The following is a 16,398-nucleotide window of genomic DNA, read 5'->3' on the forward strand; positions in this document are numbered from 1 at the left end:
TGAGACGGGAGTCGTCGCGGCGCCCCCTGTCACAACCCGTAGATTTTACTCATTTGTAGCGATAAAGGTTGCATGACCATTCTTTGTGTCGTCGCTCACCCCGACGATGAAGTCTTGGGTATCGGTGGAACACTTGCCCGCCATGCCGACGCCGGCGAGGATGTCCACGTCTGCATCCTTTCGGATGGCGTAACATCACGCTACGACGATACGGAGGCTGCGTCGGCCGAGATTGACCAGCGACGAAACAACGCCCGCCGGGCATGCGACCACCTCGGTGCGACAGTGACCTTCCACAGCTTTCCCGACAACCGATTCGATACTGCACCCTTGCTCGACATGGTACAGACCGTCGAAGCGGAGATTGAACGCTGTGATCCGAACGTCCTCTACACGCATCACTACGGTGATCTGAACGTCGATCACGAACTGACCTGCCGCGCGACGGTCACCGCGACTAGACCACTCAAGGAGTCAGGAGTCAACCGAGTGTACGCATTCGAGACGCTCTCTGCGACCGAGTGGTCCGTCCCGGAGTCGACTAACGCTTTTCAGCCAACGACGTTCGTGGATGTGACGGAGCATCTTGACCGGAAGCTGACGGCTCTTAACGAGTACGAGAACGAACTTCGAACACCGCCGCATCCGCGCACGCCCCGAACCGTCCACCAGAACGCGTCGGTCTGGGGAGCGAAAAGTGGGGTTCCTGCCGCGGAACCGCTTGAACTCCTCCGGGAAGTTCGACACTACTCCTGAACGAACACTTTGAGAACTCGCGTATCGACCTGCTGTCCGTCGATCACGTACGTCACCTTGAGCGTGTACGTTCCGGAGGTCGTATGCGCGTACGAAACGGTAGTATCGTACGTGTCCGCCACTGTCGTCGCGTCAGTCAACTGCACCTCCCCGTCGAATGTCACTGACACCTCCAGCTCGCGTTGAGTGCTAGTATGACAAATAAGTGTTAGTTCACCGAATTCCCCAACGTTGAGGTTGGTTCGGTAGCTGGTCCCCCCGTCCGGACCCCGAATTCCGGTGTAGATCCAGTCCGATGGTGCGTGATGGCGACCGAATCGGCTCCCTACCTCGATTCCGGTGTCGGCTGCATACCTGTCCGCCCACCGTTCCGGACCTCGTTCAGGTTGCAGTCGTTCAATTCGAAAGACCCCGTCGCCCGTGGCCACATCGATGCCGCTTCCCTCCGTGATAGCGAGGACCTCACCTTGGCTGCCGTTGTCGGATGTTTTTCGCACCTGCTCAGCCTGCCAGACTCGAATCCGGCGGCCGTTATAGAAGGTGTACGCACCCGGGTAGGGGCGTGTCTGGGCACGTACCCAGTCAGTCTGCTCACTCGGTGACTGCGTCCAATCGATGAGTCCATCCTGCGGTTGGCGACGAGGGCGGTAAGTCGCTTCAGCAGGGTTCTGTGGCGTCGCATCGATTCTCTCTCGTTCAAGCGAGGGACGGATCTCCTCAAGGATGTCGCGGGCGGCAACCGCGAGTGCGTCCAAGACGGTTCCGATGTCATCACGAGCATCGACGGGTACGGATCGCTGTGTCACCACGTCGCCAGCATCGACACCAGCCGTGTAATAAAAAAACGAGAGCCAGATTTCGGATGCACCGTGAATGAGGCTCCAGTTGACCGGTGCGCCGCCACGTCCTTCAGGTAATCGACTCGCATGAAACCCGAAGAACCCGATCGTCGGTATCTCCAAGGTTCGTTCGTTGAGGATATCTTCCCAACCGGGACAGAGACACACATCGGAGTCCAACGCGTCTAGTCGACGGTACGTACGCTCGTCGTTGATGTCGTCCGTCTTGATCAGTTTGCAGTCCACCTCGGCAACGAGATCTGCGACTGATCTGAAGTTCGCCTGCCTTCGAGCAGCGTCTTCATCCGGCGTCACCACGCCGACAATATTCCAGCCGGTGTCAAGACAGAACGAGAGGACGTGTCGCGCGAGTGCCCGATTCCCGACGATGACGGTCCGCATGCTCCGATCGGAGGCGGCAACACAGTTAAATATTGATCACTCCACGGCACCGAGTACGGCGTCACAGACGGTCTTCCGTCCGGTTCCGGGGACGACACTTTGCCCCCGTTCTCTGTATCGACGCCGCCGAACCGGGTCGTCAATCAGGCCGTCGATCGAAGTTCGCAGATTCGACGCGTCGGCATTCATGGGAAGTACGGTCGCGAGATCCCGCTCGGCAAGGGCCTCCGCGATCAGTCGCTGATTCTCCGCTTGGACGACGGCGACGGAGGGCGCCCCTAATGCAAGCAACTCGTAGCTCGTGCTCCCGCAGGCGGTCACCGCCATATCGGCGTCGAACATCAGTTCCGGCAGGTTCGGTGGCGTCTCAACCACGGTGCAGTTGAGGGCGACGTCGTCGACGGTTCGCCGAACGGCGTCGCCGTTGGAAAACCCCGGGCCGATCACGACGGTCACGGACGCGTCCAATCCGTCGAGCGCTCGGATCACCATGGGCGTCTGCCCGCGAATGTCACTCCCACCCATCGTGACGAGCACCTCGGACACCGTCTCGCGCCACGGTGGCGTTTCACCAGCGAGGCGCGTCACCTCGTCCCGCAGGAGCAGATGCTCGCTCCCGAGACACCACGTCGGTTCGGCACCGGTGTAGTCGTAGTCAAGGTCCGGGGCGTAGATGTTCCCGTTTACGAACGCGTCCGCACAGATGGTGTGTCGAGCGTCGTCCCCAGCGACTACGAGAGGGACGTGCCGTCGGACGGCGCGTTGATATCTGGTGTTGACCGGATAGGCGTCGGCGTACACCACGTCCGGATCGACGGCGCGAATCCAGTCGACGAACGGTCCGGGCTCTCCCCGTGTCGGGAGCGCCACCACCGAGACGCCGTCTGGACACGTGTCCTTGACAGCAGTTGGCGTCGTCGTCGCGTACGTCACCTCGTGCCCGCGAGAGCGTGCCTCCCCCGCGAGTGCGCTCGTCCGGACGAGATGTCCATACCCGATATTGGGGCCGCCGTCCGCTCGAATCACCACGTGCACGTCTCACCGTTCGACGGCGGCAAGTATAAGCCGGTGGGATTCCGCTCCTCAACCCCTGTTATGGCACCACCGAGAGCAGAATAGCTAAACCCGCCGCTCTGCAACGTCGGCTATGGATGTCGTTTTCCTCGGACTCAACGATGTCGGCTTCCGAATCTACGAGTGGTTGTGTGACCGCGAGGATGCCGACGTCGCGGCTCTCGTGACCGAGCGGACGCAACTCGACCTCGTCCGTGAACTTGCCCCCGATATGGTCGTGTCCGTTGGGTTCGATCACCTCGTTCCGGCGGAAATACTCGATATCCCCGACCACGGCTGTGTGAATCTCCATCCGGCGTATCTGCCGTACAACCGGGGGATGAGTCCGAACGTATGGAGCATCGTCGAGGACACGCCAGCCGGCGTCACCCTGCACTACATGGATGCCGACTTCGACACCGGTGAGATCATCGCTCGCCGCGAGGTCGACACGTCGTTTTCCGACACCGGGAAAGATCTTTATCGACGACTCGAAGCGGAACAGTTCGATCTGTTCACGGACGTCTGGCCCGACCTCGTCGCTGGCGACGTGGAGTCGACACCGCAGACGGACGCCGAGGGGACGTACCACACCATCGAGGACTTTCAGCGACTCTGCGAAATCGACCCCGACGAGGAGGTTCGCGCCGGGGACTTTCTGACCCGACTCCGGGCGTTGACGTTCCCGCCGTTCGACAACGCCACCGTAGAAATCGACGGGGAGCGGTATTACGTTGACATCGACGTTCGACCCGCTGAGGAAGGGGACGAGGAGGCACGAGAAGGATTCCTCGAATCCTACTGACAGAGATGCACTCCTGGAGGCGACGAGGGTTTCGTGAAGTGGTCCGTTGCTCCCCAGCACGGAAACAGCCATCCAAGCACCGGGGCTGAGGGAGGAGAGACCCTCGTCTATCCCTCAAGCTCGCACGAATCCAAATCCGACGGTCCAGAACACCATCTGGTAGATTCTCCAGGTTGTATTTGGTTGGGTACCGCAAGGACAATCTATTAGCGTCTCGCCGCGAGGATTGTCGGTTACCCATTTCGTGGCTTCCTCTCAACCAGGTCCGCAAATAGGTCCTCGTACGCTTCGGCCACTGTATCGATCCCGAATGCCGATGCCCGCTTTCGGACGTCGAACGATCTGTCGTCTTCCAACTGCGCCACCATCGAATCTGCCAAGCCATGGACATCGTCGACAGGTACAAGACGTCCGTACGCACCCTCCTCTAAGATTTCAGCTGGACCGCTCTGACAGTCGGTCGCGACGACTTGTGTCCCGCAGGCCATCGCCTCAACGAGGATGTTTCCGAACCCCTCCCAGCGCGAGGGCAAGACGAACAGATCTGCCGAGGCCAAATACGCATAAATGTTGTCGACGAACCCAGGAAAATCGATATCCTCGACGATTCCCAGACTATCGGCAAGCCGACAATATTCCTCCGTCTTCGGTCCCTGACCGGAGATTATCAATCGTAGCTCCCGCGATACGTTTTCCTGTGCGATAGCGAACGCACGAAGCAGCGTCTCGAATCCCTTCTGTTCGATGTGACGGCCAGCCCCGAGAATCACGTCGGCTTCGTCGAACCAGGGATGCTCCGGATCCCGGCTTGCCTGCCGTTTGAGGCGATCCGAGACGATCGGATTGTAGATGACGGTGATATCCTCCCGAGAGAGTCCCATGGTCCGCACTAGATCGTTCCGTACACCTGCGGACACCGCGACACAGTGGTCTGCGTTCTGGTAAACGGATCGGGCAGCCAGGAACAGCAGCACGTCCTTCGTCGATCCAAGCTCACTCGACGGCATATTGTGGACGCTCGGAACGAACGGGATGTCCTCGTTCGTGGCAAGCGCCATGGCCGCTGCGACGTTGTTGTGGGGCATCATCGAATAGAGGAGATCCGGTTCTGCACGCCGCAGGTATCGGTGTAGCGAGGGCACACCGGTGAGGACTCGACGCGCGGAGAGGTCGACGACGTTCACATCCTCGTGGAGTTCACCGAGTAACTGTCCTTCGGCGCTCACGAGGACGAGGTCGACATCGTGCCCACGCTCCACCAACCCCGTCGAGAGGTTCACTGCGACACGTTCAGCCCCCCCGACTCGCAACGATGTCGTCGATATAGCGAGATGCATTCTCTGTCCCGCCGAATGGTTCGGAGCTATTTCTATCGCTCGCATCCTGGACCTATCGTCGCCAGCGTCAGGACACGAGTTCGTCAGATCTGAACAGAAAAGCAACAGTCTTCAATATCGTTCGACATGCTGTAGCCATGACTCGGCGGTTATTGATCCCCGTTATGCCCCATCGGGATCCCTCGTTCGTGGGGCGCCTAGGGACCGCTCTTGAAGAAAGGGGATTCGAGATTGACTATCTTCCGAAAAACGACCGTGCTCTCCGTGAGCTAGCCGAATACGTCCCAGAGTCTCGGATTCTCGCTGACTATCTGGACCACGAACCTCAACGGTCGCTTGAAGAAATCTGTGATAAGGTTGGCATTTCGAGCGTCCGAGATGAAGTGTTCCCGCAGATGGTGTATGACTTTGCCTACTCTGTCCCGAGCTATCGCGCCGATCCTCTCGCCGGACGCGCCGACTTGGACTTCAACCGATACAGACGGCTGCTCCACAAGTCGCTTGACTATTTGGTTGAGTACTATACGAGGACCGACGCCGGCCTCCCAGTGCAACACGTAGGTGGGGAGGTGCTCAGACGAGCCCTCCAGCGCGTCGCGGACGCACACGACGTAGCATCAGTGTGGGTTGGATTCTCTCCGATACCAGGACGAGCGAGCCTCTATCGAGATGAATCGGTAACTTGGGACATGTTCGAAACGAAGCCGTTCGAAGAACTGACGACAGATGAGAGGGAGCGTGCTCGCGAGTTGATTCGGAATACGAGAACGGACTCACCCGTCGTGGGGAGCAACGAAGGTAACTTGGATGGCGACGACGGTTCGGTAGCAGTGGATGTCTACAACAAAATTAAACGTATCACTGCCGAGAGGAAGGAAGTCGTTCCAGAGATCAAACACTGGCTCCAGCACAACGTCGTCAGGCAACTGCTAAAGAGGTACGCAAACTATCGGTATCTCTCTGCGGACGAATCGACCAAATTCATAGACTCTGAAGAGTTCGTGTTTTTCCCGCTGCAGTTCTTTCGAGAGTCACGTGTCACGGTTCGGGCAAAGCCGTTCTACAATCAAAGTTGGCTAGTGGAGTACCTCTTTCGCTCGGTACCCGCGGGATATGAACTCGCTGTGAAGGACCATCCACAGCAACTGGGCTCACAGCCGCGTTCGTGCATCGATGCGATCGCCCGTCACTCGACGGCACTCCATCCGGGCACGAACGCCCACGACGTCGTTGAGGAGGCGTCAGCAATCGTCACGCTGAACAATACCGTCGGATATGAGGCACTCATTCACGGAAAACCCGTCGTCACGTTGGGCGATGCCTTCTACAGCCACCGGGGATACACGTACGACGTAAATAATATGACATCTCTGCCCGAAACCCTAGCAGATGCGGTAGCATCAGACGGGCTGACCGAATCCGAAGTTGTCGAATTCGCTCACGGTATCCTCTCGGGAAGCGTTCCCGGGGTGTGGGGCGATCCTGCGGATGGAAACGTGAGACGTCTAGCCACCTCCATTATTGAGTACATCGCGTAACTTCCGCTACGATGAAAATCGGTCAGACATCCGCAGTTCATTTTCTTTCGCAACTCTCCCTCTCTCTCATGGGGTTCTTAGCGAATCTCTATCTGGCCAACGTCTTGGGTGCGTCGGTCCTCGGGACGTACTTTTTGTCCGTCTCCATTATCATTTGGCTGAGCGTGCTGGGGGATATCGGGATCCACAACGCATTGAAAAAGCGGTTGAGCGAAGGATGCCGGTCTGATCACGTGTGGACCGCGTCGGTCGTCCTGCAACTCGCCACGCTGGTCGTACTCTCCGCGGGCGTCGTTCTATTCAGCGGTTCCTTGAACCGGTACGTGGGTGCACCGATCGCGATGATCGTACTCGTCGCCCTGTGGACGAACGTCGCTTTCGAGTTCGTCAAGGCAACTCTCGACGGTGGTCACAAGGTTCACATATCGAGTCTTCTTGATCCGGCAAACGTGGGGGTTCGCTCGGTCGTGCAGATTGTATTTACCTTCGCTGGCTATCGTCTCTTCGGTCTCTTTTTCGGCTTCGTGCTCGGAGAGATAATCGCCCTCGTCATCGGATTGAAATTCGTAACAAAGCGAGTCACGACCCCAAACCGGACGGACTTTCGACGATTGATCGACTTCGCGAAGTTCTCGTGGATTTCGCCCGTCAAGGGGCGGTCGTTTCTCTCCATGGACACGATCATTCTAGCATGGTTTGTCGCCAACTCACAGATCGGCGTCTACGAGATTGCGTGGAATGTGGCTGCGATCTTCGCTATCTTCACCGCTTCGGTCGGCCGCGCCATGTTTCCCGAAATGAGTCAAGCCTCAACAGAGAATGACGGCGACCGGATCGCGACCTATACCGAACTCTCGCTCTCGTTTTCGGGGTTGTTCATCATTCCAGGACTTGTCGGGAGCGTGCTCCTCGGCGAATTCGTTCTCTCTCTCTACGGTGCCGAGTTCACTGCCGGCTACACCACGCTTATCGTGCTTGTTTGTTCAAGGTTGGTTGCCAGCTTCGAATCTCAGTTCACAAACACGCTCAACGCCGTTGACCGTCCTGAACTCACGATGCGGTCGAACCTCCTGTTCGTTGGGACGAACGCCGTCGCAAACGTCGTGCTGATCGACCAGTTCGGAATCATGGGGGCGGCAGCAGGAACAACGGTTGCGGTACTCCTGAGCGGCGGATACGCATATTCCCTGGCAGTTTCTGAAGTCCCGTTCGTCATCCCGTTCGATGAGTTTGCCCGGCAGGCTGGTTCAGCGGTGATTATGGGCGTCGTCGTCTTCGTTGGGATGGGTCTTGTCCCGTCCACACTGATTTGGAACCTTGGACTGATCTGTCTGGGAGCAATCGTGTATCTCTTCGTGTTGCTGGCCCTCTCCGATACGTTCCGAACGGCCGTTGTCAGCAACGTCCTCTCCTCGGATGTGTAGTACCCGTTATCATGCGAGTGATCTTGATCTCAGTTCTCTGTCATCGAATCCCCACGAGTCACCGTCGCCACCGTTGCCGCCCAATCGAGCGTCGAACTGAAAGCTATTTAGCCCCGTGAGATAGTGAGATGGGGACATGCAAGCAGTCGTACTCGCCGCCGGCGAGGGCACCCGCCTCCGCCCCCTCACGGAGGACAAACCCAAGGGCATGGTCGACGTCGCGGGCAAACCGATCCTCACACATTGCTTCGAACAGCTCGTCGACCTCGGCGCCGAGGAACTCGTCGTCGTCGTCGGCTACCGCAAACAGGACATCATCAGCCACTACGGCGACTCCTTCGGTGACGTCCCCATCACCTACACCCACCAGCGCGAGCAGAAGGGACTGGCCCACGCCCTCCTGACGGTCGAGGAGCACGTCGACGACGACTTCATGCTCATGCTCGGGGACAACGTCTTCCGGGCGAACCTCGGCGACGTGGTGAGCCGTCAGCGCGAAGATCGCGCCGACGCCGCCTTCCTCGTTGAGGAGGTGCCGTGGGAGGAGGCCTCCCGCTACGGCGTCTGTGTCACCAACGACTACGGCGAGATCACGGAGGTGGTCGAGAAGCCCGAGGACCCGCCCTCGAACCTGGTGATGACCGGCTTCTACACGTTCACGCCGGCCATCTTCCACGCCTGCAAACTCGTCCAGCCCTCGAACCGCGGCGAGTACGAGATCAGCGAGGCCATCGACCTGCTCATCCGCTCGGGCCGGACCATCGACGCCATCGGCATCGAAGGGTGGCGGATCGACATCGGCTACCCCGAGGATCGCGACGAAGCGGAGCGACGGATCGAGAACGAGGAGTAAGACCGATCCGACGCAGGTTACGGCGGTACCAGCAGCCTAATAAGAATCTTCGGCGAACGACTCGACGAACCAATGGGACGAGTGTTGTCAAGCCGGGAGTCGATATGAGTGGTCGGCCGCTCACTATCGTCGTTCCGGTGTACAACGACCCGGAAGGGGTCAAGCGAACGCTACACTCTCTAGATTCGCAGTGGGTACCTGACATATCCGTGGCAGTCGTAGATAATGGATCGTCCGACGAGACTCACCGCGTCGTCAAGAACTTCGCCCCGACTCACATCGACCTGTGCTGTCGCTCCGAATCGACCATCCAGTCCTCCTACGCCGCCCGCAACACCGGCATCCGCCACGTCGACGCGGACGTGATCGCTTTCCTTGACGCCGATGTGACCGTGGCTGACAACTATTTTGACCGCGCGCTTGCACACTTGGAGCGTAACGACCTCGATTACCTCGGCTGCCGCGTCGACCTCACCATTCCCGACGGCCAACACACCCGAACCGCCCGATACAACGCCCACACGGGCTTTCCGATCCAGCAGTACCTCGACCGTCACCGCTACGTCCCCACCTGCGCCCTGTTCGTCCGCCGCGAGGTGTTCGCGGACGTAGGCCTGTTCGACCCGCGCCTGATCTCGGGCGGTGACATGGAGTTTGGGAACCGGGTCGACGCCACGGAGTATGATATGGGCTACTGCGCCGATGCCGTCGCCTCCCACCCCGTTCGCACCTCCCTTCGCTCCCTCTACGGCAAGAACGTCCGCGTCGGACGGGGTCACTGCCAGCTCCAGCGGTACTATCCCAAGCGGTACGGCGAGCCGCCGATCCCCCCGCGACACGAGCCTCTCGACGTGGAGACGGCCGACCTGTCGATCGACGACCGCCTCGCCTTCGGCGCCCTTTCGACGGCGATGACGGCGGCCCGGGCGAGCGGCTACGCACGAGAACTCCTGTCGCCGTCCGACACCGGGGCGGACGTGGACGGGCCGCCGTCGCTGTAGCGAACGGTACGGCTTTGTCGGTCGGGCCGTGTTTGCTTGCATGAGCGACATCGCGGACTTCTGGAACGCGTGGAGCGCGGAGACGGCGACGAAGACACGCGAAGCCATCGGAGTGGCCCGCGACCGCAACGCCAGGCGTCTCGAACGAACCGTCGATTGATACTACCGGCTGTACGTCGAGCGAGACGGCGCATCGTGACGCGAGCACGAAAGTGTGAACGCGGCCCGGCTCGTTGAGGGAGTGATCGACAGCGGTACGACCTACTCCTCGACCGTCTCCACCTTCTCCAGCAACCCGGGCGTCAGGAAGGCGTAGAGATACCCTAGTCCCACCGCTCCAGTAAAAACGAAAATCGTCAGAATCTGCAACACGGCGGCCACGGAGGGCTTCGTCACACAGCCCTTCACCCGCCGCGGCACCCGATCCAGAAACAGGAAGCGAAGGTAGTCGGTCTCGTCGCCGTCCTCGTCGGGATACAGCAGGCTCATCACGCGCTTGGAGTAGCCCTGCCAGAACGACCGGGCGACGAGCCAGGTGAACTCCCCGCGGTAGTCGAACAGTTTGTGATCCACCACGGCGTCGTCGGTGTAGACGACGCCCTGGCCGGTCAACTCGCGGATCCGGATACAGACGGGCGCCTCGTGGGCCTGGATGTGTTTGTCGCCGCGGCGGCCGGTGTGGGTGTCGTAGCCGCCGGCCTCGAGGAAGACGTCCCGTCGGAACGAGATGTTCGACCCGTAGCCGTTGCGCACCTCCTCGCCGTCGTCGGCGAAGCCGGGTTCGACGCAGCCGACGAGCCAGTAGAACTCGGCGGGGAAGAAGTCGGGTTTCTCGGTCTGCCAGTCGGGGCGCACGTCGCCGGCGACGGCGACGGCGTCGGTTTCCTCGTAGGTCGACACGAGTTCGGCGATCCAGTCCTCGTGGGCGACGGCGTCGTCGTCGATCATCGCCACGACCTCGCCGGAGGCGAGTTCGGCGCCCTTCGTCCGGGAGTAGGAGATGCCGTGGTTCTCCTCGTTGCAGTGTGTGAGCACGTTCTCGACGTCGCCGAAGTCCTCCAGCACCCGCTCGTAGACGGCCTCGTTGCCGTCGACGACGAGGACGACCTCCAGCGGATCGTACGTCTGTGCGAGGGCGCTCTCGACGGCCTCGGTGAACGCCTCGTACCGATCCATCGCGTACGTACAGACGACGACCGACACCTGCATCGCCCGGACGTTCCGCCGAGGCGAGAATAAGCGTTTTCGTTGGTGGTCGAGCCGTCCTCTCACGGCCGCAATTCGGCACCCAAAGCCGTTCCGGCCATCGAAAGATAACAAGGTTTATGCCCGTAATCCAAGTCCGTTCGGCCAATGAGCGACGATCAGAGTCAGGGGTCCTCGTCGGTCGCAGACCTCTTTTTCGACTGGTATCACGTCCCCACGCTCGTCCTCGTCGTCGCCGGAATGCTCGCCATCCGTCTCCAGGAGTACGACAGCTACGTCCGGGACGGAACGGTGTACTTCTCCGGCAACGACGCCTGGTATCACCTCCGCACGGTCGAGTACACGGTGCGTCACTGGCCGTTCACGATGCCGTACGATCCGTGGACGAACTTCCCGTACGGCACGAACGCCGCCCAGTTCGGGACGCTGTACGACCAGATCATCGCGACGGCGGCGCTGGTCGTCGGCCTCGGCAGCCCGTCGAGCGACCTGATCGCGAAGACGCTGCTGGTCGCCCCGGCGGTGTTCGGCGCGCTCTGTGCCGTGCCCGTCTACGCCGTCGGCAAGCGCCTCGCGGGCCGGACCGCCGGCGTCTTCGGCGCCGTCGTCCTCCTGCTCCTCCCCGGCCAGTTCCTCCAGCGCGGCCTCGTCGGCTTCGCCGACCACAACGTCGCCGAGCCGCTGTTCCAGACCATCGCCGTCCTGGGGCTGATGATCGCCCTCGCCGTGGCCACGCGCGAGAAACCCGTCTGGGAGCTCGTGGTCGACCGGGACCTGGACGCGCTCCGCCGACCGCTCGTCTGGAGCGTCGCCGCCGGCGCGGCGGTCGCGGTCTACATGTGGGTCTGGCCGCCGGGCGTCCTGCTCGTCGGCATCTTCGGCACCTACCTCGTCTACCAGCTCGTCAGCGACTACGTCACCGGCGGCTCCCCCGAACCCGTCGCGTTCGTCGGCGTCGTGTCGATGGTCGTGGCGGCGATCCTGATGCTCCTCCAGTTCGAGGAGGCGAGCTTCGGCCCGACGGACTTCGGCCTCCTCCAGCCGGTCGTGGCGCTCGGCGTCGCCGCCGGCGCCGCCTTCCTCGCGGGGCTGGCGCGCGTCTTCGACGACCGGAACCTCGACCGGGAGTACTACCCGGTCGCCGTCGTCGGCCTGATCGGCGTCGCCGTGGGCGTCGTCGCCGTCGCCCTCCCCGACCTGTTCGGGACGATCCGCACCAACGCCCTCCGCTTCATCGGCTTCAGCGCCGGCGCGGCCACCCGGACCATCGCGGAGGCCCAGCCGTACCTCTCGCCCGACTCCCTCCAGCAGAACGCGATGACGCCGACCGGCCGGATCATGGCCGACTACGGCTTCACCCTCTTCACGGGCGTCGTGGGCGTCATCTGGCTGCTCGCGAAACCGCTGGTGCGTGACGGCGAGACGGAACGTGTCGCCTACGCCGCCGGCTCGCTCGCCCTGCTCGGACTGCTGTTCGTCGTCCCGGCGCCGTTCCAGGCCGTCGCCGACGCCGTCGGCGTCGTCTCCGAACTCGTCGGCGTCGCGCTGGTGGCGCTGATCCTGTTGGGCGCCGTCCTCCAGACCAACTACGACGCCGAGAAGCTCCTCTTCGTCGTCTGGGCGGCCTTCATCACCTCGGCGGCGTTCACGCAGATCCGGTTCAACTACTACCTCGCGCCGGTCGTCGCCGTCGCGAACGCCTACCTGATCGGCCAGCTACTCAACTCGCTCGACCTGCGAGTCGGCTCCGTCGACGCGCTCCGGAACCTGCAGGGGTATCAGGTGCTCGCGGTGCTCGCGGCCGCGATGCTGATGATCACCCCGGTGTTGCTCGTGCCGATGAACGTGCGCAACTCCGGCAACCCGTCGTTCGACCGGAGCAACACCGCCTGGCAGGCGGCACAGGGCGGCGGTCCCGGGGCCATCACCGAGTGGGAGGGGTCGCTCCAGTGGATGGAGTCGAACACCCCCGCGCCCGGCACCTTGGGCGGTGCGAACAACGAGATGGAGTACTACGGCACCTACGACCTGACGGACGACTACGACTACCCGGCGGGTGCCTACGGCGTCCAGTCGTGGTGGGACTACGGCCACTGGATCACCGTTCGCGGCCACCGCATCCCGAACGCCAACCCGTTCCAGCAGGGCGCCACCGACGCCGCGAACTTCCTGCTCGCGGCGAACGAGTCGGCCGCCCAGGAGGCGCTCGGGGAGCGGGATCAGGAGGCGGCCGGCACGCGGTACGTGATGGTCGACTGGCAGATGGTCAACCCGCAGTCGAAGTTCGGGGCGCCGGTCGTCTTCTACGACCGGGGGAACGTCTCCCAGGCCGACTTCTACGGCCCGGTGTACTCCAGCAACCTCCGGAGCCTGTTCTACATGCGTAGCCAGCGGTACTACGAGAGCCTGATGGTGCGCCTGTACGCCTACCACGGGAGCGCGATGCAGCCGCAACCGGTCGTCGTCGACTGGGAGCAGCGACGCGCCGAGACCCAGGCCGGCGAGACGGTCTCCATCCGCGCCGGCCCGCAGGGCCAGAACCGGACGCTGCTCCGCCAGTTCGACAACGTGTCGGCCGCGCGGTCGTACGTCGAGCAGGACGGCTCGGCACAGATCGGTGGCGTCGGCCACTACCCCACCGAGCGGGTGCCGGCGCTCGAACACTACCGGCTGGTGACGGTGAGCGAGTCGAACGCCACCAGTTCCTCGCAGTACCAGGCGTCGGCGCGTCGCACCTTCGCCACGACGGGCGTGCCGCCGTCCTCGCAGACCATCTACGAGCCCTCGTGGGTGAAGACCTTCGAGAAGGTGCCGGGAGCGACGGTCACGGCCGACGACCTGCCCCCGAACACGACGGTTCGCGCGACGGTGCCGATGCACGTCCCGACGACCAACCAGACGTTCAGTTACCGCCAGGAGGCCCGGACGAACGCCGACGGGGAACTCTCGATGACGCTCCCCTACTCCACGACGGGGTACGACGAGTACGGCCCCGAGAACGGGTACACGAACGTCAGCGTCCGCGCGGAGGGGCCGTACCTGCTCCAGACGGCGCTGCTGAACGACAACGGCTCGCTCGTCCAGTACCGCGCCCAGGTCAACGTCAGCGAGGGCCGGGTCAACGGCGACGTCGCCGAGCCGAAGCCGGTGACGTTCGAGGCGCGCAACCCGCTCCAGAACATCTCGCTCAGTCCCGGCAACGACTCCGCCGAGTCGCTCGACCCGGCCGAACCGGTCGCGCCGGCGGACGGGTCGACCGACGGCGAGGATCCCGACGGATCGACCGACAGTGACGCGTCGCCGACCGGACCGTCGGCGCTCCGCGCACCCGATGCCGTCCGGACCTGACGGGATGGAGCGACGCCTCCGTCCCCTGGTCGTCGTCTACCTCAAGGGGATCTGCATGGGGGCGGCCGACGCCGTCCCGGGCGTCTCGGGGGGCACCATCGCCCTCATCACCGGCATCTACGAGCGCCTGATCGCCGCCATCACCGCCGTCACGCCCGAACGGGTGTGGTCGCTCCTGGCCGCGCCGCTGCCGGGCCGCCGCGACGACGCCCGGGCCGCCTTCCGGGCGGTCGACGGCTGGTTTCTCGGCGCACTCGGTGGTGGAGTTCTCACGGCCGTCCTCGTGGCGACGCGGGTGCTCCACGTCGCCCTCGACGCCGAACCGGTCGTCACGTTCGGCTTCTTCTTCGGCCTGATCGCCGCCTCGGCCGTCGTCCTCGCGGGCGAGGCGACCCTCGATACGCCGGGACGGGTCGGCGCCGCCGTCGCCGGCTTCCTCCTGGCCTTCCTCTCGGCCGGGCGCGCGGGGACGGCGCTCCCCTCGACGCCGCTGGTCACCGTCGCCGTCGGCGCCGTCGCCATCAGCGCGATGGTGTTGCCCGGCATCTCGGGGTCGCTCATCCTCGTCATCCTCGGACAGTACGAGTTCCTGATCGAGCGGCTGACGGCCTTCGTCGACGCGCTCCTCGGACTCGTCGTCGGGGGCACCGTCGCCGCCGCCGTCGGCCCCGCGACCACCGTCGTCGCCTTCGGCGTCGGCGCCCTGGTCGGCCTGTTCACCGTCGCCCACGCCGTCCGCTGGGCACTCGACTGCTACCGCCACGCGACGCTCGCCTTCCTCGTGAGCCTCGTCGTGGGCGCGCTCCGCGCCCCGGTCGTCGAGGCGGGCGAGGCGCTGGCGCCCGGGGGGTGGACGACCGACGCGATCCTCGCCTTCGCGCTCGCGGCCGTCGTCGGCGTCGTCCTCGTGGCGGCGCTCGAACGCTACACCGACGGCATCGAGATCTGATCCCGACGGCTCACTCCCGCGTGACCGCCAGGTTCCGCACCTCCGCCCCACACTCCGGACAGACCGTCAGGCGCTGCTCGCTCGCCTCCCGGTGGGCACACGACCGGCACTCGTAGTAGCCGCCCGCCGGAGTGTACGGATCTATGCGATTGTGACTCATACTCACGACGGTCGTACACCGTACAGTCAAATTACTGTTTCGATCGGAGTAGTGAACGTGGACGAGTCGACGGACGTTTGCTCAGTCGTCGAGGCGGGCGACACAGACGAACGTCTCGGGGCGGGACGCCGCGCGCTCGATAGCGAAGCCGGCGTCGGTCTGGAGGGCGACGGCGTCGCCGAGGGCGTAGGTCTCCTCGCGCGGCGGGCCGGCCTCGCCGGCGCCCGCCCGGTCCCAGTCGACGGTGACGAGGCGGCCCCCCGGGCGGAGGACGCGAGCGACCTCGGCCATCGCCTCGGGATCCGCGAACTCGTGGAAGGTCATCGTCGAGACGGCGGCGTCGAGTTCGCCGTCGCCGAACGGCAGGTCGGCGGCGTCCGCCTCGACGAGTTCGACCCCGTCCGGGACGCCCTTCTCGCGGTAGCGGTCGTGCATCTCGGCCTGCACGTCGACGGCGTAGGCCGTCCCGACGTGCGGGGCCAGGTCGTCGGTGTAGAAGCCGGTGCCGCTCCCGAGGTCCGCCACCCGCATGCCCGGATCCGGCGCGAGGAGCGCGTGGAGTTCCTCGCGCGAGCAGTAGCGGTACCGGGTCGCGGCGTCCTCCAGTTTGTCGGCCCGGTCGCTGTCGAAGGTGTGAAAGCCCATACGCCCCGCTGCGTCCGGGTGGGCATAAGTCCCACGTGCGGCGACGGTGCCCCGACGGTAGGGTTAAATCCCCGCCAACCGC

Annotated in this window: 15 protein-coding genes; 8 read left to right on the forward strand and 7 right to left on the reverse strand. The window is 63.2% G+C overall.

Annotation, left to right across the window (positions count from 1 at the left end; all coding sequences use genetic code 11):
• The first annotated feature begins 72 nt into the window (after nt 1-72).
• Nucleotides 73-756, forward strand: coding sequence for a PIG-L deacetylase family protein (locus NBT67_RS00940; protein WP_251342951.1), 684 nt, complete (start codon nt 73-75; stop codon nt 754-756).
• Here NBT67_RS00940 and NBT67_RS00945 read toward each other — a convergent pair.
• Together NBT67_RS00945 and pseG are read right to left on the reverse strand one after the other, a co-directional pair.
• Nucleotides 747-1,997: a methionyl-tRNA formyltransferase gene (locus NBT67_RS00945; RefSeq protein WP_251342952.1), complete on the reverse strand. Its 1,251-nt coding sequence runs from the start codon at nt 1,995-1,997 to the stop codon at nt 747-749. The two genes, NBT67_RS00940 and NBT67_RS00945, sit on opposite strands and share 10 nt — an antisense overlap.
• A gap of 36 nt (nt 1,998-2,033) precedes the next feature.
• Nucleotides 2,034-3,032 (reverse strand): UDP-2,4-diacetamido-2,4,6-trideoxy-beta-L-altropyranose hydrolase, encoded by a 999-nt coding sequence (gene pseG, locus NBT67_RS00950; RefSeq protein ID WP_343218020.1) that lies wholly within the window; start codon nt 3,030-3,032, stop codon nt 2,034-2,036.
• Between the two features lie 202 nt (nt 3,033-3,234).
• On the opposite strand from pseG, the gene NBT67_RS00955 reads away from it, so the two are divergent.
• Nucleotides 3,235-3,855 carry a formyltransferase family protein gene (locus NBT67_RS00955; RefSeq protein ID WP_251342953.1) on the forward strand — a complete coding sequence of 207 codons (621 nt, stop codon included), beginning with the start codon at nt 3,235-3,237 and terminating at the stop codon, nt 3,853-3,855.
• A 233-nt stretch (nt 3,856-4,088) separates the two neighbouring features.
• On the opposite strand, the gene NBT67_RS00960 is transcribed toward NBT67_RS00955, so the two are convergent.
• Complete coding sequence (locus NBT67_RS00960; RefSeq protein ID WP_343218021.1) at nt 4,089-5,237, reverse strand: glycosyltransferase; 1,149 nt, start codon at nt 5,235-5,237, stop codon at nt 4,089-4,091.
• A gap of 224 nt (nt 5,238-5,461) precedes the next feature.
• Nucleotides 5,462-5,800, reverse strand: a complete 339-nt coding sequence (locus NBT67_RS00965) for a hypothetical protein (protein ID WP_251342955.1) — start codon at nt 5,798-5,800, stop codon at nt 5,462-5,464.
• 81 nt (nt 5,801-5,881) lie between these two features.
• Between NBT67_RS00965 and NBT67_RS00970 the strand changes: the two genes are divergently transcribed.
• From NBT67_RS00970 to NBT67_RS00985, 4 genes are all read left to right on the forward strand, one after another.
• Nucleotides 5,882-6,730, forward strand: a complete 849-nt coding sequence (locus NBT67_RS00970; RefSeq protein ID WP_251342956.1) for a capsular polysaccharide export protein, LipB/KpsS family — start codon at nt 5,882-5,884, stop codon at nt 6,728-6,730.
• Nucleotides 6,731-6,741: 11 nt separating this feature from the next.
• Nucleotides 6,742-8,154, forward strand: a complete 1,413-nt coding sequence (locus NBT67_RS00975) for an oligosaccharide flippase family protein (RefSeq protein ID WP_251342957.1) — start codon at nt 6,742-6,744, stop codon at nt 8,152-8,154.
• A gap of 136 nt (nt 8,155-8,290) precedes the next feature.
• Nucleotides 8,291-9,007, forward strand: coding sequence for a UTP--glucose-1-phosphate uridylyltransferase AglF (gene aglF, locus NBT67_RS00980; protein ID WP_251342958.1), 717 nt, complete (start codon nt 8,291-8,293; stop codon nt 9,005-9,007).
• Between the two features lie 104 nt (nt 9,008-9,111).
• The gene (locus NBT67_RS00985; protein ID WP_251342959.1) at nt 9,112-10,008 is read left to right on the forward strand and encodes a glycosyltransferase family 2 protein; all 897 of its coding nucleotides are present in this window, start codon (nt 9,112-9,114) and stop codon (nt 10,006-10,008) included.
• A gap of 261 nt (nt 10,009-10,269) precedes the next feature.
• Here the strand turns inward: NBT67_RS00985 and aglG are convergent, their stop codons facing one another.
• Nucleotides 10,270-11,217: a glucosyl-dolichyl phosphate glucuronosyltransferase gene (gene aglG / locus NBT67_RS00990; RefSeq protein WP_251342960.1), complete on the reverse strand. Its 948-nt coding sequence runs from the start codon at nt 11,215-11,217 to the stop codon at nt 10,270-10,272.
• Between the two features lie 144 nt (nt 11,218-11,361).
• On the opposite strand from aglG, the gene NBT67_RS00995 reads away from it, so the two are divergent.
• Nucleotides 11,362-14,562, forward strand: a complete 3,201-nt coding sequence (locus tag NBT67_RS00995) for an oligosaccharyl transferase, archaeosortase A system-associated (RefSeq protein WP_251342961.1) — start codon at nt 11,362-11,364, stop codon at nt 14,560-14,562.
• Entirely contained in the window at nt 14,546-15,511 is a 966-nt protein-coding gene (locus tag NBT67_RS01000) for a DUF368 domain-containing protein (RefSeq protein WP_251342962.1), read from the forward strand. The genes NBT67_RS00995 and NBT67_RS01000 overlap by 17 nt, the downstream gene beginning before the upstream one ends.
• Before the next feature lie 10 nt (nt 15,512-15,521).
• Here NBT67_RS01000 and NBT67_RS01005 read toward each other — a convergent pair whose 3' ends face one another.
• Nucleotides 15,522-15,671, reverse strand: coding sequence for a rubrerythrin-like domain-containing protein (locus tag NBT67_RS01005; RefSeq protein ID WP_251342963.1), 150 nt, complete (start codon nt 15,669-15,671; stop codon nt 15,522-15,524).
• An 81-nt stretch (nt 15,672-15,752) separates the two neighbouring features.
• Nucleotides 15,753-16,316 carry a class I SAM-dependent methyltransferase gene (locus tag NBT67_RS01010; protein WP_251342964.1) on the reverse strand — a complete coding sequence of 188 codons (564 nt, stop codon included), beginning with the start codon at nt 16,314-16,316 and terminating at the stop codon, nt 15,753-15,755.
• Nucleotides 16,317-16,398: the final 82 nt, after the last annotated feature.

The organism is Haloplanus sp. GDY1, assembly GCF_023703775.1.
Taxonomy (GTDB): Archaea; Halobacteriota; Halobacteria; order Halobacteriales; family Haloferacaceae; genus Haloplanus; species Haloplanus halophilus.